This window comes from Pseudomonas turukhanskensis (assembly GCF_027922365.1).
Classification (GTDB): domain Bacteria; phylum Pseudomonadota; class Gammaproteobacteria; order Pseudomonadales; family Pseudomonadaceae; genus Aquipseudomonas; species Aquipseudomonas turukhanskensis.
The window spans coordinates 35,997-56,387 of record NZ_BSFN01000011.1; the positions used below are offsets into that span (position 1 = coordinate 35,997).

24 protein-coding genes and 1 riboswitch are annotated in these 20,391 nt (G+C 63.1%); of the genes, 12 read left to right on the forward strand and 12 right to left on the reverse strand.

The genetic code is table 11. The features are described 5' to 3' along the window. Nucleotides 1-4 precede the first annotated feature (4 nt). The 10 genes from PKE98_RS17670 to nrdR all read right to left on the reverse strand — a co-directional run bounded on the left by PKE98_RS17670 (nucleotide 5) and on the right by nrdR (nucleotide 7,773). Entirely contained in the window at nucleotides 5-661 is a 657-nt protein-coding gene (locus PKE98_RS17670; protein WP_271196642.1) for a retropepsin-like aspartic protease family protein, read from the reverse strand. A gap of 25 nt (nucleotides 662-686) precedes the next feature. Continuing rightward, complete coding sequence (locus PKE98_RS17675; RefSeq protein ID WP_271196643.1) at nucleotides 687-1,415, reverse strand: substrate-binding periplasmic protein; 729 nt, start codon at nucleotides 1,413-1,415, stop codon at nucleotides 687-689. A 45-nt stretch (nucleotides 1,416-1,460) separates the two neighbouring features. Continuing rightward, the gene (locus PKE98_RS17680) at nucleotides 1,461-1,976 is read right to left on the reverse strand and encodes a phosphatidylglycerophosphatase A family protein (protein ID WP_271196644.1); all 516 of its coding nucleotides are present in this window, start codon (nucleotides 1,974-1,976) and stop codon (nucleotides 1,461-1,463) included. Then, complete coding sequence (thiL, locus tag PKE98_RS17685; protein WP_271196645.1) at nucleotides 1,945-2,937, reverse strand: thiamine-phosphate kinase; 993 nt, start codon at nucleotides 2,935-2,937, stop codon at nucleotides 1,945-1,947. The genes PKE98_RS17680 and thiL overlap by 32 nt, the downstream gene beginning before the upstream one ends. Before the next feature lie 8 nt (nucleotides 2,938-2,945). Continuing rightward, entirely contained in the window at nucleotides 2,946-3,443 is a 498-nt protein-coding gene (nusB, locus tag PKE98_RS17690) for a transcription antitermination factor NusB (protein WP_108096323.1), read from the reverse strand. Continuing rightward, complete coding sequence (gene ribH, locus PKE98_RS17695) at nucleotides 3,440-3,916, reverse strand: 6,7-dimethyl-8-ribityllumazine synthase (RefSeq protein WP_108096324.1); 477 nt, start codon at nucleotides 3,914-3,916, stop codon at nucleotides 3,440-3,442. The genes nusB and ribH overlap by 4 nt, the downstream gene beginning before the upstream one ends. A 117-nt stretch (nucleotides 3,917-4,033) precedes the next feature. Then, nucleotides 4,034-5,128 carry a bifunctional 3,4-dihydroxy-2-butanone-4-phosphate synthase/GTP cyclohydrolase II gene (gene ribBA / locus PKE98_RS17700; RefSeq protein ID WP_271196646.1) on the reverse strand — a complete coding sequence of 365 codons (1,095 nt, stop codon included), beginning with the start codon at nucleotides 5,126-5,128 and terminating at the stop codon, nucleotides 4,034-4,036. Nucleotides 5,129-5,146: 18 nt separating this feature from the next. Beyond that, a complete protein-coding gene (locus PKE98_RS17705) occupies nucleotides 5,147-5,803 on the reverse strand; it encodes a riboflavin synthase (RefSeq protein ID WP_271196647.1) in 657 nt (218 codons plus the stop codon). Between the two features lie 139 nt (nucleotides 5,804-5,942). Further along, nucleotides 5,943-6,104: riboswitch (FMN riboswitch) on the reverse strand. 68 nt (nucleotides 6,105-6,172) lie between these two features. Further along, on the reverse strand, nucleotides 6,173-7,306 hold the full coding sequence (gene ribD, locus PKE98_RS17710) for a bifunctional diaminohydroxyphosphoribosylaminopyrimidine deaminase/5-amino-6-(5-phosphoribosylamino)uracil reductase RibD (RefSeq protein ID WP_271196648.1): 1,134 nt from the start codon (nucleotides 7,304-7,306) through the stop codon (nucleotides 6,173-6,175). A gap of 2 nt (nucleotides 7,307-7,308) precedes the next feature. Then, a complete protein-coding gene (gene nrdR, locus PKE98_RS17715; protein ID WP_162998791.1) occupies nucleotides 7,309-7,773 on the reverse strand; it encodes a transcriptional regulator NrdR in 465 nt (154 codons plus the stop codon). A gap of 123 nt (nucleotides 7,774-7,896) precedes the next feature. Between nrdR and PKE98_RS17720 the strand changes: the two genes are divergently transcribed. Both PKE98_RS17720 and PKE98_RS17725 read left to right on the forward strand, forming a co-directional pair. Further along, complete coding sequence (locus tag PKE98_RS17720) at nucleotides 7,897-8,340, forward strand: YbaY family lipoprotein (RefSeq protein WP_271196649.1); 444 nt, start codon at nucleotides 7,897-7,899, stop codon at nucleotides 8,338-8,340. Further along, entirely contained in the window at nucleotides 8,337-8,990 is a 654-nt protein-coding gene (locus tag PKE98_RS17725) for a class I SAM-dependent methyltransferase (RefSeq protein WP_271196650.1), read from the forward strand. Before PKE98_RS17720 ends, PKE98_RS17725 begins: the two co-directional genes overlap by 4 nt. Before the next feature lie 9 nt (nucleotides 8,991-8,999). Here PKE98_RS17725 and PKE98_RS17730 read toward each other — a convergent pair whose 3' ends face one another. Continuing rightward, nucleotides 9,000-9,578: a nucleotidyltransferase family protein gene (locus tag PKE98_RS17730; RefSeq protein WP_271196651.1), complete on the reverse strand. Its 579-nt coding sequence runs from the start codon at nucleotides 9,576-9,578 to the stop codon at nucleotides 9,000-9,002. 379 nt (nucleotides 9,579-9,957) lie between these two features. Here PKE98_RS17730 and PKE98_RS17735 point away from each other — a divergent pair, with 379 nt between their 5' ends. From PKE98_RS17735 to trxA, 5 genes are all read left to right on the forward strand, one after another. Further along, nucleotides 9,958-10,626, forward strand: coding sequence for a (2Fe-2S)-binding protein (locus PKE98_RS17735; protein WP_271196652.1), 669 nt, complete (start codon nucleotides 9,958-9,960; stop codon nucleotides 10,624-10,626). Next, nucleotides 10,626-11,624 carry an FAD binding domain-containing protein gene (locus tag PKE98_RS17740; RefSeq protein ID WP_271196653.1) on the forward strand — a complete coding sequence of 333 codons (999 nt, stop codon included), beginning with the start codon at nucleotides 10,626-10,628 and terminating at the stop codon, nucleotides 11,622-11,624. The genes PKE98_RS17735 and PKE98_RS17740 overlap by 1 nt, the downstream gene beginning before the upstream one ends. Beyond that, nucleotides 11,621-13,825, forward strand: a complete 2,205-nt coding sequence (locus PKE98_RS17745) for a xanthine dehydrogenase family protein molybdopterin-binding subunit (RefSeq protein ID WP_271196654.1) — start codon at nucleotides 11,621-11,623, stop codon at nucleotides 13,823-13,825. The genes PKE98_RS17740 and PKE98_RS17745 overlap by 4 nt, the downstream gene beginning before the upstream one ends. A 2-nt stretch (nucleotides 13,826-13,827) precedes the next feature. Continuing rightward, nucleotides 13,828-14,847 (forward strand): XdhC family protein, encoded by a 1,020-nt coding sequence (locus PKE98_RS17750; RefSeq protein ID WP_271196743.1) that lies wholly within the window; start codon nucleotides 13,828-13,830, stop codon nucleotides 14,845-14,847. A 104-nt stretch (nucleotides 14,848-14,951) separates the two neighbouring features. Further along, a complete protein-coding gene (trxA, locus tag PKE98_RS17755) occupies nucleotides 14,952-15,824 on the forward strand; it encodes a thioredoxin (protein ID WP_271196655.1) in 873 nt (290 codons plus the stop codon). Between the two features lie 10 nt (nucleotides 15,825-15,834). On the opposite strand, the gene PKE98_RS17760 is transcribed toward trxA, so the two are convergent. Then, nucleotides 15,835-16,185 (reverse strand): hypothetical protein, encoded by a 351-nt coding sequence (locus PKE98_RS17760; RefSeq protein WP_271196656.1) that lies wholly within the window; start codon nucleotides 16,183-16,185, stop codon nucleotides 15,835-15,837. Between the two features lie 132 nt (nucleotides 16,186-16,317). Here PKE98_RS17760 and PKE98_RS17765 point away from each other — a divergent pair, with 132 nt between their 5' ends. The 5 genes from PKE98_RS17765 (at nucleotide 16,318) to PKE98_RS17785 (ending at nucleotide 20,366) form a co-directional block, all read left to right on the forward strand. After that, nucleotides 16,318-16,920, forward strand: a complete 603-nt coding sequence (locus PKE98_RS17765) for a DUF2796 domain-containing protein (RefSeq protein WP_271196657.1) — start codon at nucleotides 16,318-16,320, stop codon at nucleotides 16,918-16,920. Between the two features lie 97 nt (nucleotides 16,921-17,017). Continuing rightward, nucleotides 17,018-17,728: an ABC transporter ATP-binding protein gene (locus PKE98_RS17770; RefSeq protein WP_271196658.1), complete on the forward strand. Its 711-nt coding sequence runs from the start codon at nucleotides 17,018-17,020 to the stop codon at nucleotides 17,726-17,728. A 1-nt stretch (nucleotide 17,729) separates the two neighbouring features. Next, on the forward strand, nucleotides 17,730-18,995 hold the full coding sequence (locus PKE98_RS17775; protein WP_271196659.1) for an ABC transporter permease: 1,266 nt from the start codon (nucleotides 17,730-17,732) through the stop codon (nucleotides 18,993-18,995). A 33-nt stretch (nucleotides 18,996-19,028) separates the two neighbouring features. Beyond that, nucleotides 19,029-19,559 carry a DUF3299 domain-containing protein gene (locus tag PKE98_RS17780; RefSeq protein WP_271196660.1) on the forward strand — a complete coding sequence of 177 codons (531 nt, stop codon included), beginning with the start codon at nucleotides 19,029-19,031 and terminating at the stop codon, nucleotides 19,557-19,559. Nucleotides 19,560-19,682: 123 nt separating this feature from the next. Then, complete coding sequence (locus PKE98_RS17785; RefSeq protein WP_271196661.1) at nucleotides 19,683-20,366, forward strand: OmpW/AlkL family protein; 684 nt, start codon at nucleotides 19,683-19,685, stop codon at nucleotides 20,364-20,366. Nucleotides 20,367-20,391: the final 25 nt, after the last annotated feature.

Here is a 20,391-nt window from a genome sequence, read left to right on the forward strand (position 1 = left end):
AGGGCTAGTTTTTTGATTCCAGAATCAGCACACCCTGGTCTTCTCGCCAGCGTACCCGGCTGAGAAAACTCATGCCCAGTAAGGCTTCGGTGGGCGACGGACCGTCCAGCACCATAGCCTCCACACCCAACAATTCAATGGTGCCGACCTTCACTTTATCCAGCGTCACACGCCAGGCAGCGGCGGTTCCGCTGGCGGTGCTGACGACCGTGGGTTTGCCGGTGGCGCGGTAGTCGATGCCCAACTGCTGTGCCTGGGAGCCGTTCATGGCGATGGTGGTGGCGCCGGTATCCACCAGAAACTGCACTTGCTGGCCGTTGGCCGAACCGGCAATCCAGTAGTGGCCACCCAGGCCCTTGGCGATGCTCACCTGGTTCTTGGTGGGGACGGCAAAGCCCTGGCTGTATTCACGTTCCAGCGTATAGGTGCGCTGCACGCCGTTGACGCGCAATACCGCGCTGCGGCTGTCGGCACTGACCACCACTACGCCGTCGGGGCCGGTATTGCCGACTTTCACCAGTTTGCGAACGCCATCGACATTGATCACTGCCGCGCCCGGAAACAGCCCCACCACCATCACCTGTTCGGCGGCGCCAACCGAACCGATGGCCCAGAGGCTCAACAGCCCGGCGACCAGCGCGTACGTCCTGTGCTTTGTCATAGCGTCATGCTCATTGCGTGGGGTTTCAGTCAAAGGGATAGGGTTGCTGCCAACGCTCGAATATCGGCCGCAAGCTGCCGTCTTTCACCAGTTGCTCCATGCGCGTGTCGAACACCTGTGCCAGCGCATGGCCATCGGGGGTGTCGGCAAAGCCAAGGTACAACGGCAGTTTGGTCAACTCGGTGGTGCGAAACTGCGTGGGGTCGTCGGCTTCTTTGAGCACGTCCTGCACTTCAGTCAGGGCATCGAGGTAAAAATCGACATGCTTCATTTCCAGCATCGAGAGGATACCGTCGCGCCGATAAACTTCTTGGTAGTGGTTCAAATGCGGCAGATATTTTTCGTAGGCGTAACCGCGTACCCAGGCCAGGCGAAAGCTGCCGGCGTTTTGCAAATTGATGGGCGGGGCATCGACCAGGCTAAGCGCGGTGATGTCGTCGGCGTCGTAGTTCCAGCGGGGATAGAACACGCCTTCCTGGATTTCATTCAGGTACGAGCCCACCCACGCATCGGCACCGCCGCGTTGCACCAGGCCCACCGAGCGGGTGTAGGGCACGCTGTGAATCTTCAGGCTGATGCCGGCCGGCTCGAACACCGCGCGCAGTACATCCCAGGCAATGCCGCTGCCATCGGCATTGGTATGCCCGGCCCACACTTCACTGGCCAGGCGGATTTGCGTCGGTACTGCTGCCGATGCCCATTGCGCGCAGAATAATTGGGCACTGATGACGACCGCTAACCACATGCCACGCATAAGCCGTTTTCCTCAGGCGCCGCCGTGCATCCCTAAACGGCCCCACTAGCCAAACCAGTGCTGGGCCCACCCCCACACCACCAACTGCATGGCCAGCCAGGCGAAGACGCCGGCCAGCAGGTCGTCGAGCATGATGCCGACGCCGCCGTGAACATGCCGGTCGATCCAGCGGATCGGCCAGGGTTTGAGAATGTCGAAAATCCGGAACATCACAAAGCCTAGCAGTAACCACCCCCAGCCCTCGGGCACCAGCCATAGGGTGATCCACATGCCGACCATCTCGTCCCAGACGATGCCTTCGTGGTCGTGCACACGCAAATCATCGGCCACCTTGCCGCACAGCCAGAAGCCGAACAGCATGGTGATGCCCAGCATCAGCCAGTAGCCCCAGTCGGGCAGCATCTGCCACAGCGGAATAAACGGCAGCGCCACCAGCGAACCCCAGGTGCCTGGGGCTTTGGGCAAGGTGCCGGAGCCAAAGCCGAAGGCCAGAAAATGCCACGGGTTGCGCCACACCGACGGCGGCGCGTCAGGTACCGTTTTCTTGCTTGGTTGAGTCACCCGCGCCCCCAAAATGTAGATAGCCGCGCGAAGAAGGCGCAAGGCTATGACCGGCCGAATCCAATAAGTGCACCCCATTTCCGGCCACCACGCGACCGATGACCGTCACCGGCCAGCCGTCTCGTTGCAGTTGGGCCACGTGCGCCTGCGCCACGGTAAAGGCCAGCACGTAATCATCACCACCGCTCAGCGCGCACTCCCAGGCTTTTTCCTGGGGCAGCCAGGCCGCCACTGCCGGCGACAGCGGCAGGCGCTCGCGCTCGATATGCAGGGCCACCTTGGAAGCCAGGGCGATATGGCCACAATCGGCCAGCAGCCCATCGGAGATATCCAGCGCTGCCGTGGCTTTGCCCCGCAGTGCCTGACCGAAAGCCAACTGCGGCTCCGGCGCCCAGTACCGGGCCAGTAGCGGCTCGGCAATGGCGGCCGGCGCCGTGCACTGGTTCAGCACCAGCGGCAAGGCCGCGGCCGCATCACCCAACGGCCCGCCCACACAGAGCACGTCGCCCACCTGGGCACCGGCACGGGTCAGCGCCTGGCCGGCTGGCACCCGGCCGAACACCGTGACGGTGAGGGTCAGCGGGCCACGGGTGGTGTCGCCGCCAATCAGGCGCATATCGCACGCCTGCGCCATCTGATTGAGGCCCGTGGCAAACGCTTGCAGCCAGTCGGCATCAGCTTGCGGCAAGGTCAGCGCCAGCGTGAAGCCGATGGGCGCGGCGCCCATGGCAGCCAGGTCGCTGGTGGCCACGGCCAAGGCACGCTGGCCGAGCAGAAAGGCGTCACAGGTATGGGGAAAATGCACACCGATCACGAGTGTGTCGGTGGAAACCGCCAGCTGTTCGCCAGCGGCCAGAGCCAGCAGGGCACAATCGTCGCCGATACCCTGCACCACACCCTCGCCCGGCTGCGCGCAAGGCGCAGCGGCGAAGTAGCGGCGGATCAGTTCAAACTCACCCACGGCTCCGGTCAACGCTTGTTGGCGTTGACTTCGGCAGCGCGCAAGCGCGGCGCCAACTTGTCCAACACACCGTTGACGAACTTGTGCCCGTCGGTAGCGCCGAACACTTTGGCCAGCTCGATACCTTCGTTGATCACTACGCGGTACGGCACGTCCACGCGTTTGAGCATCTCGAAAGTGGACAGGCGCAGGATGGCCAGCTCTACCGGGTCGAGCTCTTCCTGAGCGCGGTCCAGGCACGGCGCAAACGCGGCGTCGATCTCGGTCTTGTTGGCGGGTACGCCGTGCAGAATCTCACGGAAGTACGCGCCATCGACGCTGCTGAAATCGTTGTCGACGCGAAACTGCGCCTCGATTTCATTTACCGACTGACCGGCCAAATGCCACTGATACAACGCCTGCATGGCCAGGCTACGCGCCTGGCGACGGGCCGCGATCTTGCCGGTGGGCGCGTTCGGGCCTTTTTCTGCGGGCGGGTTGAAGGTGTCGTCTTCGTCGTTAATCACTTGGCCTCCAACTGCGCCAGCAGGCTGACCATTTCCAGGGCGGAAAGGGCTGCTTCGGCACCTTTGTTACCGGCTTTGGTGCCGGAACGTTCGATGGCTTGCTCGATGGAATCTACCGTCAGCACGCCGAAGGAAACCGGTACGCCGAATTCCATGGACACCTGGGCCAGGCCCTTGGTGCATTCGCCGGCCACGTATTCGAAATGCGGAGTACCGCCACGAATCACGGCGCCGAGGGCGATGATGGCGGCGTATTCGCTGCGCTGGGCAACTTTCTGGGCAACCAGGGGAATTTCGAATGCGCCAGGAGCACGGATGATGGTGATGTCGCTTTCGCTCACGCCGTGACGCACCAGGGCGTCAACGGCACCGCTCACCAGGCTTTCGACCACGAAGCTGTTGAAGCGGCCAACCACCAATGCATAGCGGCCTTTGGGGGCAATGAAAGTACCTTCGATGGTCTTCAGGGTCATGGCGTTCTCGTCTTGAAAGAGCAAATTAGAGTAAAGACCCAGCTGCGACTTCTGCGCGCAGCTGGGCATAAAACGTTCGATTTTGGCCTGCCGCCAGCAACACGGCAGGCTCGGCCCTTATTCAGAGGGCAGATATTCTACAACTTCCAGGTCGAAGCCGGATATCGCGTTGAACTTCATGGGCGAGCTGAGCAGGCGCATTTTGCGCACGCCCAGGTCGCGCAGAATCTGCGAACCGGCACCCACGGTGCTGTAAGTGTTGGTGGCCGCCGCTTTCGGATCGCCGCTGGGCCGTTGCTGCAGGTGCGCCAACAGGTCCGGGCCGGTCAGTTGATGGCCAAGCAACAGCACCACCCCACTGCCCGCCTCCGCCACCTTGGTCATGGCAGCGCGCAGGCTCCAGCGGCCCGCCTGCTTGACCATCAACAGATCGCGCAAAGGCTCCATGTTGTGCACCCGTACCAGCGTTGGCTGTTCCGGATTAATGGCGCCCAGCGTCAGGGCCATGTGCACGTCGCCTTCTACCGAATCACGGTAGGTCACCAGGTTGAAGTGGCCGACCTCGGTGTCCAGCGGCTGCTCGGCAATCCGCTCAACGGTGTGTTCGTGCATCAGACGGTAGTGGATCAGGTCGGCGATGGTGCCGATCTTGATGCCGTGGGTCTCGGCAAACACTTCCAGTTCGGCGCGGCGGCTCATGGTGCCGTCGTCGTTCATGATTTCGCAGATCACGCCGCTCGGTTCAAACCCACCGAGGCGCGCCAGATCGCAGGCCGCTTCGGTGTGGCCGGCACGGGCCAACACGCCGCCCGGCTGGGCCATCAGCGGGAAGATATGGCCGGGGCTGACGATATCGTCGGCCACAGCATCCTTGGCGGCAGCGGCCTGTACGGTGCGGGCGCGGTCGGCGGCGGAGATGCCGGTGGTCACGCCGGTGGCCGCTTCGATGGACACGGTGAACTTGGTGCCAAAGCCCGAACCATTGCGCGGTGCCATCAGCGGCAGCTTCAGGGTTTCGCAACGCTCGCGACTCATGGGCATGCAGATCAGCCCGCGGGCGTGCTTGGCCATAAAGTTGATGTGTTCAGCGGTGATGCATTCGGAGGCGATGATCAGGTCGCCTTCGTTCTCGCGGTCTTCGTCATCCATGAGGATGACCATTTTGCCGGCACGGATATCGGCAACCAATTCTTCGATGCTGTTAAGAGCCATGGGTCATGCCTTACGTAATTAGCGGTAGCCGTGTTCGGCGAGGAAACTTTCAGTGATACCCGACGCTTTCGGCTCGGCGGCCTTGTCGCCGAGCAGCAGGCGCTCGAGGTAGCGCGCCAGCAGATCGACTTCAAGGTTGACCTGCCGACCCGGCCGGTAGTCGGCCATGATGGTTTCACCCAGGGTGTGCGGCACGATGGTCAGCTCGAACTCGGCGCCATTGACGCCATTGACCGTGAGGCTCGTGCCGTCGACGGTGATCGAGCCCTTGAGGGCGATGTACTTGGCCAGCTCGCGCGGGGCGCGGATGCGAAATTGCACGGCGCGGGCGTTGTCCTCGCGGGCAATCACTTCGCCAACGCCATCGACATGGCCGCTGACCAGATGGCCACCGAGGCGGCTGCTGGGGGTCAGGGCTTTTTCGAGGTTGACCTTGCTGCCGGTTTTCAAATCGATAAAGGCGCTGCAAGCCAGGGTTTCGCGGCTGACATCAGCCCAGAAGCCGTCGCCAGGCAATTCCACGGCCGTGAGGCACACGCCGTTGACGGCAATGCTGTCGCCCAGTTTGACGTCGGCCAGGTCCAGCTTGCCGGTTTCCACATACACGCGAACATCGCCGCCTTTGGGGCTGAGGGCGCGAATGGTGCCGAGGGCTTCGATTATTCCGGTGAACATGCGGCCTCCTTGGCAGAAGGTGCCGCTAACTTGATGCGGTAGAGCATGGATCGAACTCCTGTTTAATGAAAAACAGGGCGTGTTGGATCGAAGGGGATGTGTCGAGCGAGCGCACGCACGCGTGGGCCCTGGCAGGCAATCCCGTTCTCTCTTCATCCGGACTATGACCGTCGGCCTCGGAATCACACCGAGTCTGCTGACCTTGCCGCCGTCGTTTACGACCGCTGCAAGCGCTCGCGGGCTAAGCGCATTGCGCGCCATTACCGCCGGTGGGGAATCGCACCCCGCCCTGAGAACGTTCAGCCATCTGCATGGCTGGGGTGCGTTTTTACCACAAGTAGCCGTTTGATTGCATCTATGTAGGCGTATTCATCTGGCCGTGTCAGGAACAGCAATAATCCGCCAATCGTCGCCAACTGCGCGCATCTCCGTGATTTTCAGCGGCGTGGCTTCGGCCATGCGCGCCAGCGGCATATCCAGCAACGGCCGGGCGCTGGAGCCGAGGAATTTGGCGGCGACAAACAGCTGGTATTCATCCACCAGGCCCAGGCGGGCAAAGGCGCCAGCCAGACGCGGACCGGCCTCGACCAGCACTTCATTGGCGCCCTGGCTGGCCAGTTCGGTCAACAGCTTGCGCAAATCGACGTGGCCGTTGCTGCCGGGAATGGCCAGCAAGGTGTGGCCTTCTTCAAGAAAACGGTCGCGCGCCGATGCCGCTGCACAGGTGGCAACCAGCGCCGCGCCGGCCTGATAGAACGGCGTACTGAGCGGCACCCGCAGCCGCCCATCCACCAGCACGCGCAGCGGCGGGCGAGTCATGGCCAGTGCAGTGAGTTCGGCATTCAGGCCCAGTTCGTCGGGGCGCACGGTCAGGCGCGCAGCGTCGGCCAGCACGGTATCGGCGCCAGTCAGCACCACGCTGGCCTGGGCGCGCAAACGCTGCACCGCGGCGCGGGCAGCGGGCCCGGTGATCCACTGGCTTTCGCCGCTGGCCATGGCGGTGCGCCCGTCCAAGCTCATGGCCAACTTCACCCGCACAAACGGCAGGCCTTTTTCCATGCGTTTGATAAAGCCGGCGTTCAACGCGCGGGCTTCGGCTTCCAGCACACCGCTCTGCACGGTGATACCCGCCTGCATCAGGCGCAGCAGGCCACGGCCGGCCACTTGCGGATTAGGGTCTTGCATGGCGGCCACCACCCGCGCCACGCCCGCGTCCACCAGCGCCTCGGCGCAGGGCGGCGTGCGGCCATGGTGGCTGCACGGCTCGAGGGTGACATAGGCGGTAGCGCCGCGGGCCTTGGCACCGGCCTGGCGCAGGGCGTGCACTTCAGCGTGGGGTTCGCCGGCACGGGCGTGCCAGCCTTCGCCGACAATCTTGCCGTCGGCGACGATCACGCAACCGACGCGAGGGTTGGGGTGTGTGGAATAGATGCCTTTGCGCGCCAGTTCCAGCGCGCGGGCCATAAATTGCGGGTCGGCGGCAGCGTGTTCGAGGCTCGGCATACTCAGTCTTGCGCCGGCTCGCGGGACAAGCGGTCGATTTCCTCGCGGAACTCGTTAAGGTCCTGGAAGCGCCGGTACACAGAAGCGAAACGGATGTAGGCCACTTCATCAAGCTTCTGCAGCTCGGTCATCACCAGCTCACCGAGCACCCGCGACTTGATCTCGCGCTCACCGGTGGCGCGCATCTTGTGCTTGATATGGGCAATGGCCGCTTCCAGGCGCTCGATGCTCACGGGGCGCTTTTCCAGCGCCCGCTGCATGCCGGCGCGCAGTTTTTCTTCATCGAAGGGCTGGCGGCTGCCGTCCTGCTTGATCAGGCGTGGCATCACCAGTTCGGCGGTTTCAAAGGTGGTGAACCGTTCTTCGCATGCCAGGCATTCGCGGCGGCGGCGAACCTGCTCGCCTTCGGCGACCAATCGCGAATCGATAACCTTGGTGTCATTGGCGCCGCAGAAGGGACAGTGCATAAAATAAATGGCAACAAAATGAAGGAGCGGCCATGGTAGCGCATCCGACTGCCAAGACAACCCAGCTACTTTGCGGTATACAAGCGCCGCCTCACATTCGCTGCACTGCCGATGGAATTTCCTATGTTTCGCCCATTCGTTCTGTTTTGTGCCGTTGGTTTGCTCGCCGCCTGTGCCAGTGAAGCTCCGGCACCCGTCGCCCCGGTTGCTACCAAACCTGTCGCCGCCGCTGTACCCGCCCCAGCCCCGCTGCCCGCCAATTTGCGCGAGCTGACCGGCAACCTGGTCAATGTGCCGGCCGGCGCCAGTGTAGAAATGGCCCTGCTGGTTATCGACGAGCGCGACCGCCCGCAACAGTTGCTGGGCAATATCACCTTGCAGGGCACAGGCAATTTGCTGCCCTTTCACCTGCCGTTCAACCCGGACTCCTTCCCCACTGACGCCCGCGTGGAACTGCATGCCCGGGTAACCCAGTCGGCGCAGCTGATTCTGCGTTTGAGCCCGGTACGCATTACCTCGCCCACCACCCAACTGGTCGGCAACCTGCGGTTCGACGCCGCGCCATGACGCCACCGCTAGCCCTGCAAACAGCGCTCGGCGAACTGCTGGGCGATGCGCAACTGGTCGCCGAAACGCTGCCCGATACCGACATCAAGCTATGGCTGATCGACGCCAACAATATGGACCGCGCCTTCAGCCCGGAAGAAACCCGGCGCATTCTCGAAGAGCCGCCCTACTGGTGTTTCTGCTGGGCCAGCGGCTTGGTGCTGGCGCGCTGGTTTGCTGCCAACCCTGAGTGGGTGGCCGGCAAGCGCGTGCTGGATTTTGGCGCAGGCTCCGGAGTGGCAGCGATTGCCGCCGCCAAAGCCGGTGCCAGTGAGGTAGTGGCCTGCGACCTGGACCCATTGGCCCTCGCCTCGTGCCGCGCCAATGCCGAGTTGAATGGCGTGACGCTAAGTTACTCCGAGGACTTCTTCGCCGAAGCCGACCGCTTCGACTTGATCGTGGTGGCCGATGTGCTCTACGACCGGGCCAACCTGCCGCTGCTGGACCACTTTCTGAGCCGTGGCCAGCAAGCTCTGGTAGCTGACTCACGAGTGCGTGACTTCAACCACCCGCTGTACCAACGCCTGGACATTATCGAGGCCTGCACCTGGCCGGATCTGGCCGAGCCGGCGGAGTTCCGTTACGTCAGCCTGTACCACGCGCACCGGTAACATCGCGGCTTAGCCGAGCAACGCTGCCGGCGTATCCACATCGCGCAGAATGCCGGAATCGGCCACCGCCACCCTGCGCACGGCGGCTGGGTTGGCGAGCAGCACGGATTTGGCGCCACTGTCGCCGCCCACGCGCAGTAACTCGGGCCAGAAGCGGCGACCGAAAATAACCGGGTGACCGGGTTCGCCATCACACGTGGGCACCACGATATGGTCGGCGCTGGCCTGGCTCAGCAATTGGCCAAAGGTCGCCGGGGCAATCCACGGCATATCCCCAAGCAGAATCGCCACCGCGTCCGCACTCGACTGTGCCGACAGCGCAACCATGCCATCGGCCAGGCTGTGGCCCATGCCCTGCTCGGCCCCGGCGCTGAACACCACCTCAACGCCGGCCGGCACGCCGAGCGCTTGCGGTTTATCGTCAAGCCGCAGCACTAGCCAGAGCTCGGCCAGGCACGCCCTTGCCACGTCCAGGCTGGTTACCAACAGGCTCGCGCCGGGCGCCAATTCAATCTGACGCTTGTCCGCCCCAAAGCGACGGGAACGGCCGGCCGCCAGCATCAGTCCGACCACGTTTACTTCGCTCATATTCTTCCTCGCCGCCCACATTTTTTCCGACGTATCCGGCAACACTTCAATTGATGAGCTGAGGTTATAAAGCCTATGAGCCGATTGCCATTAATGCTCCGCCCGGTGCTCTGCTACCGTCTTTTGTCCGTGGCCCCGGGCCATCCTTTCAACCCCTTCTGCCACGCGGCATAGCCCGCGTTTTATATCGAACCGATCCGGCGCTGCCCCGCTCATAACTTCCAGGGTGTTGCGCCTCCTTCCAGAGTTGGCACCAGACCGACATTGCGGTTCCGCTCGTTTAGCGAGCCATCTGCCCACGACATCGGTGGCTTATCAAGCCAAGCGCTTGCCCAGGTGTTGTGCAACATCCTTAAAAAACGAGAGGCAGGGACAGACCATGACTGACTCCAGCAAAACCGTGAACACCTTTACGCCAACCGTGGAGGCCATCGAAACCTCGCGGCGCAACTTTCTCAAATTCGGCGCATCGGGCGCAGCGGCCGTTACCTTGTCCGGCGTACTGCCCGGCATGGCCGCCCAGGCGCTGGCGCAACCTGCGGTGATCGACGCGCACACACCCAAGGCCGGTGAGCGCCGCATCCGTCTGACCGTCAACGGCGTAGCCCAGGAACTCAACGTGGCGACCAACGCCATCCTCCTAGATGTTCTGCGCGACCGCCTGCAACTCACCGGCACCAAAAAGGGCTGCGACCACGGCCAATGCGGCGCCTGCACCTTGCTGGTCAATGGCGTGGCGATCAATTCCTGCCTGTCGATTGCCGTGCAGCACGACGGTGACGCCATCACCACCATCGAAGGCCTTGCCCAGAACGGCACGCTGCACCCGGTGCAGGAAGCCTTCTGGGAACACGATGCGTACCAGTGCGGTTACTGCACCTCGGGTCAGATCATGAGCGCGGTGGCGATTCTGCAAGACCCGGCCATTGGCCGCGACGACGCCAGTGTGCGCGAGGCCATGAGCGGCAATATCTGCCGCTGCGGCGCCTATAAAAACATCCTCGCGGCGGTGCAATCGGCGCGCGGCAAAATGGCGAGGGTCGGCTGATGCGTACGTTCGATTACGTGCGGGCCGACTCCTCGGCGCAGGCCGCCAAACAGGGCTCGAGCCAGGGCGCCGAGGTGTTTCTGGCCGGCGGCACCACCTTGCTCGATCTGGTCAAACTCGATGTGATGAAAGTCGAGCAGATCGTCGATATCAACCGCTTGCCGCTTAAGCAGATCGAACCCCTGAGCGACGGCCGTCTGCGCATCGGCACGCTGGTGAGCAATACCGAATTGGCTACCCACCCGCTGGTACGTGAGCGTTATCCGCTGCTCTCGCAAGCCCTGCTGGCCGGCGCCTCGACCCAGTTGCGCAACAAGGCCACCACCGGCGGCAATGTGATGCAGCGGGTGCGCTGCAATTATTTTCGTGACGGCATTTCGGCCTGCAACAAGCGCGAACCCGGTAGCGGTTGCGCTGCCATCGGCGGCTTGAGCCGCAGCGTGCATGCGGTGCTGGGCACCAGCGAGCAGTGCATCGCCACCCACCCTTCGGATATGTGCGTGGCCATGGCGGCCATCGGTGCGCAGGTAACCGTGCAGGGGCCGAACGGGCTGCGCGACATTCCCTTTGCCGACTTCCATCTGCTACCGGGAGATTCGCCCTGGCGTGAGCACGCGTTGCAGCCCCATGAACTGATCACCCATATCACCCTTGATGCGCCGTTGGCCGGCAGCCAGTCGGCCTACCTGAAGCTGCGCGACCGTGCTTCGTATCAGTTTGCGTTGGCCTCAAGCGCCGTGATCGTGCGCCTGGAAAGCGGCCGTATCGCCGAGGCGCGTCTGGCCCTCGGCGGGGTCGCCACCAAGCCGTGGCGCGCCACCGAAGCCGAGCGGTTTCTAATGGGTAAAAGGCCGTCGCTTGCGCTGTTCAACCAGGCCGGCGAGTTGGCCATGCGCGGAGCAGTCACCACCGAACACAACGCCTTCAAGGTGCCATTGGGCCAACAGGTGCTGGTGCGCAATTTGCGCGATCTGACGTTGCAGGAGGCCTCGGCATGAGCGAGCAATTGATTGGTACCGCCATGCGCCGTATCGACGGCCGACAGAAAGTCACCGGCGCCGCCAAGTACGCTGCCGACCACCCGTTGCCGGGCATGCTGTACGCCTATGGCGTGTACAGCACGGTGGCCAGCGGCAAGATCGTGCGCATTGATGACCAGGCAGCGAAAGCCATGCCGGGCGTCGTCACCGTGCTGCACCACGGCAACCTGCCGACGCTGCACCGCACGCCCAACGCGCCCCTGAACGTGAAGGAAATTCTTCACGCCAGCCGTGTCGACGAGCACCGGCTGCCCTTCGAGGACGACGGCGTGTATTACCCCGGCCAGTTTGTTGCGCTGGTGGTGGCCAACACCTTCGAGCAAGCCCGCGCCGCTGCCCATAAGGTAAAGGTCGAGTACCAAGCCAAGGACGCCGTACGCTCACTGGCGCAGGGTTTGAAAACCAAAGGCGCGCGCGACGGTGGTCGTGGCCACAAGCGCGGTGACCCGAATGCCGAGGTCGGCACCCAACGTATCGATGTCACCTACACCACACCGGTCGAAGTGCATAACCCAATGGAAATGCATGCCACCACCGCCTGGTGGGAAGACGGCCGTCTGTACGTGTACGAGAGCAGCCAGGGCGTGCTCAACCACCGCAACCTGCTGGCCAATGTGTTCGATCTACCGCCGGAGAGAGTGGAGGTGCGCGCACCGTTTATCGGTTCGGGCTTCGGCTCCAAACTCTGGCCTTGGCCCCATGCGATTGCGGCTTGCGCTGCCGCCAAAGTGACTGGCAAACCGGTCCAGCTTGTGCTTCCAAGAGCGCAAATGTTCACCACCGTTGGCCATCGCCCCGACACCATCCAGCGCATGCGCATGGCCACCGATGCCAACGGCAAACTGGTGTCGATTCGGCATGAGTCATTCAACAGCACTTCGACCCTGGACCCCTACACCGAAGCCTGCGGCGTGGTGACGAAGAACCTCTACTCCTGCCCCAATGTGCTGGTGTCCCACAGCATTGCGGCGGTTAACCGCGGCACGCCCACGTCCATGCGCGCACCGGGCGCGGCACCCGGGTTGTTTGCCCTGGAAAGCGCCATCGATGAAATGGCCTTGGCGGTCGGCATGGACCCGCTGAAATTTCGCCAGCTCAACCTCTCCACCACGGACGAAAGCGTGCAACTGCCGTGGTCGAGCAATCATCTGCCCGAGGCCATCAACACCGCCGCCGAGCGGTTCGGCTGGCACCAGCGCGACCCCAGGGTGGGCGCCATGCGCGAGGGTGACGAGCTGATCGGTTATGGCATGGGTGCGTGTAACTGGGATGCCTTTCAGGTGCCGGCCGAAGCGCGGGTGACGCTGCGTTCGGACGGCTCGGCGCTGGTGCAGTGCGCGGTGCAGGATGTGGGCACCGGCACGTACACCATCGTGGCCCAGACCGTCGCGCAACTGACTGGCCTGCCGGTGGATAAAATTGAAGTGGAGCTGGGCAGTTCGGCGTTTCCGCCGGGACCGGTGTCCGGTGGCTCCTGGGTGACCTCGAGCATCATGCCAGCGCTCGCCGGTGCCACCCGCCAGGCCCTGGAACGCTTGCGCGGTTATGCCGTGGCGGCCAGCGGGCCGTTCGCCGATGGCGATGTCCAAGCATTGACGATTGAAGGCGGCGCCTTGGTAAACGGCGAGCAGCGGGTGAGTTTTGCCGACGTGCTCAAGAGCCAGAAGCTCGCGCGTGCCGAAGGCCGCTTTCAGAGCGGGATGCCGGTGAACCCCACCCATTCGTTCCGCTCTTTTGGCGCGCATTTTGTCGAGGTGCGCTGGGACCCGGGCATCTCGCGTTTGCGCGTGGCACGGGTGGTCAGCGCGATTGACGTTGGCAAGGTGGTCAACCCGCTGGCCGGGCGAAATCAGGTGGAAGGCGCCATCGTCATGGGCCTGGGCATGGCGCTGTTCGAAGCCGGCGAGTTCGACCCGCGCAGTGGTTTGCCGGCCAATAACAACTACGCCGAATACGTGGTGCCGGTGCATGCGGACATGCCGGAGATCGAGGTGATTCTGCTCGACTACCCCGACTACAACCTCAATGAATTCGGCGCCCGTGGCATGGGCGAAATCGGCGTGACGGGCCTCGCGGCGGCTGTGGCCAACGCGGTGTACCACGCCACGGGTAAACGTATCCGCAGCCTGCCCATCACCAAAGAGAAGTTAATGGCGTGAGTATGCAATCACTGGATTTACAGGTGTGCCGACAGGCGCGCGACTGGCTGTGGGAGGGTCAGGGTGTGTGGCTGTGCACGGTGCTCCACACCTTTGGCTCGGCGCCGCGCGGGCCGGGGGCGATGCTGGTGGCGCTGGCCTCGGGCGAGCTGAAAGGCTCACTGTCGGGGGGCTGTGTGGAGGAGGATTTTATTGCCCGACTGATGGCCGGCGGATTCGACCCGGTGAATCAGGTGGTGCGCTACGGCGATGGCGGGCTGGCGCCGACGCGTGCCCTGCCCTGCGGTGGGGTGCTGGACATTCTGCTGGAGTACCTGCCCGCCGGCGGCGAGGCCAATACGCACCTGGCTGCCTTGGAACAGGCATTGGATGGCGGCGAACTGCTCACCCGCAGCGTCACCCTCGGCGGTCAGCAGCGCCACATTTCCCCGGGCAGCATGGGCCAGGAACGGGTGCAGCGCGACGGGGCGCAGGTGTTGATTCGCTTGGGCGCGGTGCAAAAGCTGCTACTGGCCGGTTGGTCGCCGGTGGCCGAGTACTGCGCCACCTTTGCCCTGGCGTTGGGGTTTGAGGTGGTGCTGTGCGAGCCACGCAGCGAGGTGCTGGAAACCGTGGAGTTGCCGGGTGTTGAGGTGATCGAGGTGCTGCCGGCCGTGTATATCGCCAATGGCGGCTGCCACCGGGCGACGGCGGTAGTTGCCCTCACCCACGACCCGCGTTTGGATGACTTGACGCTGATGGAGGCAGTGCGCACCGAGGCGTTTTATATCGGCGCCATGGGTTCGCACCGCACCAGCGACAAACGCCGCGAGCGCCTGGCCCGGGTTGGCGGCCTGGCCGAGCCGGCACTGCAACGCTTACATGCGCCCATCGGCCTGCACCTGGGCAGTAAAACCCCGGCGGAAATCGCCATCGCCGTGATCGCCGATATTCTGCGGGTGGCCAACGGCATCTCCCCCGGCCAACTGGCTGCCAGCCTGACGCCGCGCGGCATTCAGCGGCAGATGGCATTGCAACGGTGAAGAATCGGCCAGCGGCCCTGGTTTTCAGTTGGGGGCGTCCCCACCTATAGTGGCGAGCCATGCCGGATGTCGGCATACCCCAATTTCGCGTTTCGAGAACAAGCATGAGCCAGGACACGCCCTATATCTTCGACGTCAGCACGGCCAACTTCGACCAGCTGGTGATCCAGAATTCCTTCCACAAACCCGTACTGGTGGATTTCTGGGCCGAGTGGTGCGCGCCGTGCAAGGCCCTGATGCCGATGCTGGCGCAGATTGCCGAGGGCTACCGCGGCGAACTGCTGCTGGCCAAGCTCAACTGCGACCTGGAACCGGATGTGGTGGCCCGCTTCGGCATTCGCAGCCTACCAACCGTGGTGCTGTTCAAGGATGGTCAACCGGTGGACGGCTTCCAGGGCGCGCAACCGGAATCGGCGATTCGCGCCATTCTCGAACCCCATGTTGCCACCCCGCCACCGCTGGCCGCCGACCCGCTGGAAACGGCCGTGGCGTTATTCGCCGAAGGGCGGATTGGCGATGCGGAAAACCTGCTGCGCGAGATTCTCGCCGCCGACAGCGAAAAACCTGCCGCGCTGATTTTGTACGCCCGCTGCCTGGCCGAGCGCGGCGAACTGGGCGAAGCGCAAACTGTGCTCGATGCGGTGAAAGGCGATAGCCACAAACAAGACCTGGCCAGTGCCCGCGCGCAGATCACCTTTGTGCGCCAGGCCGCCGATATGCCCGATGCCGCGGCCCTGAAAGCGCGCCTGGCGCAGGACGCCAGCGACGATGAAGCGGTGTACCAACTAGCGATTCAGCAGCTTGCCCGTCAGCAGTACGAGCCAGCACTGGATGCGTTGCTGAAGTTGTTTGTCCGCAACCGCACGTACGCCGACGGCCTGCCGCACAAGACGTTGCTGCAGGTATTTGAGCTGTTGGGCAACGAACACCCGCTGGTGACGGTGTTCCGCCGCAAGCTGTATCAGGCGCTGTATTGATCGGCAGGCGTTAACCCACCCAGCGATACACCGGCGCATCCGCGCCGGCCTCCACTTCCACCAGCGCCGAATGCCGCAAACGCACCAGCAAGCGTTTGGCTGCGCTGGCATTGCCGGTCAGGGCCTGCAATTCGCCGAGCAGGGTTGGGCCCTCGATCTTGCCGGCGCTGCGAATCAACTCCTGTACGACCAGCCACTGTTTGTCGTCCTGCGACGGCGACGCGACCGGCGCATTTGGTTTGGCGGGCTCGGCGACGGCCGGTGTCGGCAAATGAGTGGCCAAGTGCGCCCAGTCGGCTGCGTCCAGTTCAATCGCCAGATCGACCGGCCACGCGCCGATTGTTCCCTTGATACGCACCATAACGTGGTCTCCGCTACCTAAAGTCGGCCATGCTCCCATGGGCCAGCGACTTCTCCAAGCAGGCTAGGCAAGCGCCATCATGAGTTATAACATAACATCTCATTTCAGCCGCCCTACCCGGAGTCACCTTTCATGCGCCCTTTGCTGCTCGCTCTGCCCTTTGCCCTGTTGCCGCTGGCCATCGCCCAGGCCGCGGACCCTGTAGAAGAACACGCAAGCCTCGGCACGCATGAACATGGCGTAGGCCGTTTAAATGCGGCGCTGGATGGCAACACGCTGGAATTGGAGCTGGAAAATCCGTCGATGAACCTGGTGGGTTTTGAGCACGCGGCGAAATCCGCCGTCGACCAAGCCACGGTCGCGGGCGCCAAAACCGACCTGGAAAACCCGTTGAGCCTGTTCGCCGTGCCGGCAGCCGCCAAGTGCAGTGTGGCCAAGGTGGAACTGCATAGCCCGTTGTTCGGCGACAAAGCCGATGCCGATGAAGACCACGATCACGACCATGACGACCACGGCAAAGACAATGGCGAAGAACACGAGCACGAACACCACCACAGCGAGATCCACGCCAGCTACCAACTGACCTGTGCAGAACCGGCTGCACTGACCAGCCTGGACCTGACACCGCTGTTCAAACGCTTCCCGTCGCTGCATCAGGTACAGGCGCAACTGATCGGCCCCAATGGCCAGCAAGGCGGCGAGTTGACGGCCAAAAGCCCCCGTTTGAACTTTTGATTTCGCCATGCTCTAACAGCCAGCCGTAGTCGCCCAAGCCGGTATCAACGTACCCTTGGGCGGCGAATTGCCCTCGCCCTCCTCCAAGATGCCCACCATGACTGCGCCACTTCTGACCCTTAGTGACCTCGGTTTCGCCTGGCCTGGCCACGCCGAACTGCTGGATATTCCCGCGTTTCATCTGGCTCAGGGCGAAACCCTGTTTCTCAAAGGCCCCAGCGGCAGCGGCAAGACCACGCTGCTGGGCTTGCTCGGCGGCGTGCAGAAACCCAGTCGCGGCAGCATCGCCCTGCTCGGGCAGGAGTTGACCACGCTGTCGGCCGGTGCCCGCGACCATTTTCGCGTCGACCACACCGGCTATATCTTCCAGCAGTTCAACCTGCTGCCGTTTCTGTCGGTACGCGAAAACGTCGAGTTGCCGTGCCACTTTTCCAAGCTGCGCACCCGCCGCGCCAAGCAACGCCACGGCAGCGTGCAGCAGGCAGCCAGTGCGCTGCTCGCCCATCTGGGCTTGAAGGACGACCTGCTTGAGCGTCGCGCCGATGCGTTGTCCATCGGCCAACAGCAGCGCGTTGCCGCCGCCCGCGCCTTGATCGGCCAGCCGGAATTGGTGATCGCCGACGAGCCGACGTCGGCACTGGATGCCGACGCTCGCGAGGCCTTTTTGCAGCTGCTGTTTGCCGAATGCCGTGCGGCCGGTTCCAGCCTGCTGTTTGTCAGCCACGACCAGAGCCTGGCCCCGCTGTTCGACCGCCACCTGTCGCTGGCAGAACTCAATCGCGCGGCCACGCCCGCTGCGGAGGTTTGAGATGTATTTGTTCCGTCTCGCGCTGGCCAGCCTTGCCAACCGCCGCTTTACCGCGCTGCTGACCGTATTCGCCATCGCCCTTTCCGTTTGCCTGCTGCTAGCCGTGGAGCGTGTGCGCACTGAAGCCCGCGCCAGTTTTGCCAGCACCATCAGCGGCACCGACCTGGTGGTGGGCGCGCGTTCGGGCTCGATCAACCTGCTGCTGTATTCGGTGTTTCGTATTGGCAACGCCACCAACAATATTCGCTGGGACAGCTTCGAACACTTTGCCAACAGCAAGCAGGTGAAGTGGGCCATTCCCATGTCGCTGGGTGACTCGCACCGTGGCTACCGGGTGATGGGCACCACGGGCGCCTATTTCGAGCACTACCACTATGGCCGAGGCCAGGCCCTGCAATTGGCTGGCGGCCGCGCCTTCGAAACCGACCCGTTTGAAGTGGTGCTGGGCGCTGAAGTGGCTGACGCGCTGAAGTACAAGCTGGGCGACAAGATCGTGCTGGCCCATGGCGTGGCCAGCATCAGCCTGGTCAAACATGACGACAAACCGTTCACCGTAGTCGGCATTCTGCAACGCACCGGCACGCCGGTGGACCGAACGCTGCATATCAGCCTGGGCGGCATGGAGGCGCTGCATATCGACTGGAAAAACGGCGTGCCTGCTCGCGGCGCCGGGCGTATTTCGGCGGATCAGGCGCGCAATATGGACCTGACACCGCAGGCGATTACCGCCTTTATGGTGGGCCTGAACAGCAAGATCGCTACCTTCAGCATGCAGCGCGAAATCAACGAATACCGCGGCGAACCGCTGCTGGCGATTTTGCCGGGCGTGGCACTGCAGGAGCTGTGGAGCTTGATGGGTACGGCCGAACAGGCGCTGTTCGTGGTGTCGCTGTTTGTGGTGATTACCGGCTTGATCGGCATGCTCACGGCCATTCTCACCAGCCTCAACGAGCGCCGTCGGGAAATGGCGATTCTACGTTCGGTAGGCGCGCGGCCTTGGCACATCGCCAGTCTGCTGGTGCTGGAGGCCTTTGCTCTGGCATGCTCCGGCGTCGTGCTCGGCACTGTGCTGCTGTATGTCGGTATCGCCAGTGCACAGGCTTATGTGCAGGCCAACTACGGCATCTTTCTGCCACTGGCATTGCCCAGCCCGTATGAGTGGACGTTGCTGGGCGGCATTCTTGGCGCCGCGCTGCTGATGGGCGCCATTCCGGCCTGGCGCGCTTACCGGCAATCGCTGGCGGACGGGTTGTCCATCCGCGTGTAAGCCATTCGTTTTGAACCGTTAAGGACCTTGATCATGTTGCGCACGCTTCTCACTGCCCTGTTGTTGGCGCCTTGTTTATCCATGAGCGCCTGGGCCGCCGATGTGCGCGAACTGACCTGGTCGGAAATGGTGCCGCCGGATGCACCGGTGGCCAGCCAGCCACAGGCGCCGATGCATGATCTGTCGCAGCTGGCCGATGCGCTCGCGGCAGAGTCGGCGCCGGCGGCCAAACAGCAATCGCCCGCGGCGCCGGTGGTGCCGGCGCTGGATGGGCAGGCGGTGAAATTGCCCGGCTATATCGTGCCGCTGGAAGTGAGCGAGGCCGGGCGCGTCACCGAGTTCTTGCTGGTGCCCTACTTTGGCGCCTGCATTCACGTGCCGCCACCACCGTCCAACCAGATCGTGCATGTCAAAAGCGAATTGGGCGTGCTGATGGACGCGCTGTACCAGCCGTTCTGGGTTGAAGGCCCGCTGCAGGTGAAAAACAGCACCAGCGAACTCGCCGACGCGGGTTACCAGATGGACGCCGAAAAGATTTATCCGTACGAAGCGCCCGAGAATTAAGCAGGGTCGTTCTTTTAGGTGTGCAATGGCATGAGTCATTCCATTGCCGCAGATCAAGATAGCCAGCTCTTCATCCTTCGATACTGACGCCATCCAAACCGTTAGTACTGAAGGAGTACCCTCATGTCCAAGGCACTGTTCGCCGCCTCTCTGCTGGCGGTCGCGCTAATCGCCCCCGTAGCACATGCCCACGAGGCAGGCGATATCATCATGCGTGCTGGCGCCATTACCGTTGACCCGCACGAAAACAGCGGCCGGATCAATCACTCCGTGCTGGGCAAAGTCGACGGCAGCAAGGCTACTCTGGATAGCGACACTCAGTTGGGCTTGAACTTCGCTTACATGCTCACCAGCAACTGGGGCATCGAACTGCTGGCCGCTACGCCTTTCAGCCACGACGTGGGCGTTAAAGGCATGCCAGGCGCCTTTGCCGGCTTGAACGGCAAGCTCGGCAGCCTCAAGCACCTGCCACCCACCTTGAGCCTGGTTTACTACCCCATGGAATCCAAGTCGGCATTCCAGCCCTATGTCGGCGCGGGCATCAACTACACCTGGTTCTTCGACGACAAACTCAGCAGCGAAGCTGAAAGCAAAGGCTTTCGCGGCCTGGATATGAAGGACTCGTGGGGTCTGGCCGCTCAGGTGGGTATGGACTACATGCTGACCGACAAGATCATGCTCAACGCCCAGGTGCGCTACATCGATATCGATACCACCGGCACCACTTCCCTGGCTGGTAACAAGGTGAAAGTGGATGTAGACGTTGATCCGTGGGTCTACATGGTGGGCCTTGGCTACAAATTCTAGCGTTCGGCTTCGGCCTTCCGGGCTA

Coding starts and splice junctions, on each gene's coding strand:
- PKE98_RS17670 (WP_271196642.1), bottom strand. CDS start 661: ATGACAAAGCACAGGACGTACGCGCTGGTCGCCGGGCTGTTGAGCCTC.
- PKE98_RS17675 (WP_271196643.1), bottom strand. CDS start 1,415: ATGCGTGGCATGTGGTTAGCGGTCGTCATCAGTGCCCAATTATTCTGC.
- ribH (WP_108096324.1), bottom strand. CDS start 3,916: ATGACCCTGAAGACCATCGAAGGTACTTTCATTGCCCCCAAAGGCCGC.
- ribBA (WP_271196646.1), bottom strand. CDS start 5,128: ATGGCTCTTAACAGCATCGAAGAATTGGTTGCCGATATCCGTGCCGGC.
- PKE98_RS17705 (WP_271196647.1), bottom strand. CDS start 5,803: ATGTTCACCGGAATAATCGAAGCCCTCGGCACCATTCGCGCCCTCAGC.
- ribD (WP_271196648.1), bottom strand. CDS start 7,306: ATGCCGAGCCTCGAACACGCTGCCGCCGACCCGCAATTTATGGCCCGC.
- nrdR (WP_162998791.1), bottom strand. CDS start 7,773: ATGCACTGTCCCTTCTGCGGCGCCAATGACACCAAGGTTATCGATTCG.
- PKE98_RS17720 (WP_271196649.1), top strand. CDS start 7,897: ATGTTTCGCCCATTCGTTCTGTTTTGTGCCGTTGGTTTGCTCGCCGCC.
- PKE98_RS17725 (WP_271196650.1), top strand. CDS start 8,337: ATGACGCCACCGCTAGCCCTGCAAACAGCGCTCGGCGAACTGCTGGGC.
- PKE98_RS17730 (WP_271196651.1), bottom strand. CDS start 9,578: ATGAGCGAAGTAAACGTGGTCGGACTGATGCTGGCGGCCGGCCGTTCC.
- PKE98_RS17735 (WP_271196652.1), top strand. CDS start 9,958: ATGACTGACTCCAGCAAAACCGTGAACACCTTTACGCCAACCGTGGAG.
- PKE98_RS17740 (WP_271196653.1), top strand. CDS start 10,626: ATGCGTACGTTCGATTACGTGCGGGCCGACTCCTCGGCGCAGGCCGCC.
- PKE98_RS17745 (WP_271196654.1), top strand. CDS start 11,621: ATGAGCGAGCAATTGATTGGTACCGCCATGCGCCGTATCGACGGCCGA.
- PKE98_RS17750 (WP_271196743.1), top strand. CDS start 13,828: ATGCAATCACTGGATTTACAGGTGTGCCGACAGGCGCGCGACTGGCTG.
- trxA (WP_271196655.1), top strand. CDS start 14,952: ATGAGCCAGGACACGCCCTATATCTTCGACGTCAGCACGGCCAACTTC.
- PKE98_RS17760 (WP_271196656.1), bottom strand. CDS start 16,185: ATGGTGCGTATCAAGGGAACAATCGGCGCGTGGCCGGTCGATCTGGCG.
- PKE98_RS17765 (WP_271196657.1), top strand. CDS start 16,318: ATGCGCCCTTTGCTGCTCGCTCTGCCCTTTGCCCTGTTGCCGCTGGCC.
- PKE98_RS17770 (WP_271196658.1), top strand. CDS start 17,018: ATGACTGCGCCACTTCTGACCCTTAGTGACCTCGGTTTCGCCTGGCCT.
- PKE98_RS17775 (WP_271196659.1), top strand. CDS start 17,730: ATGTATTTGTTCCGTCTCGCGCTGGCCAGCCTTGCCAACCGCCGCTTT.
- PKE98_RS17780 (WP_271196660.1), top strand. CDS start 19,029: ATGTTGCGCACGCTTCTCACTGCCCTGTTGTTGGCGCCTTGTTTATCC.
- PKE98_RS17785 (WP_271196661.1), top strand. CDS start 19,683: ATGTCCAAGGCACTGTTCGCCGCCTCTCTGCTGGCGGTCGCGCTAATC.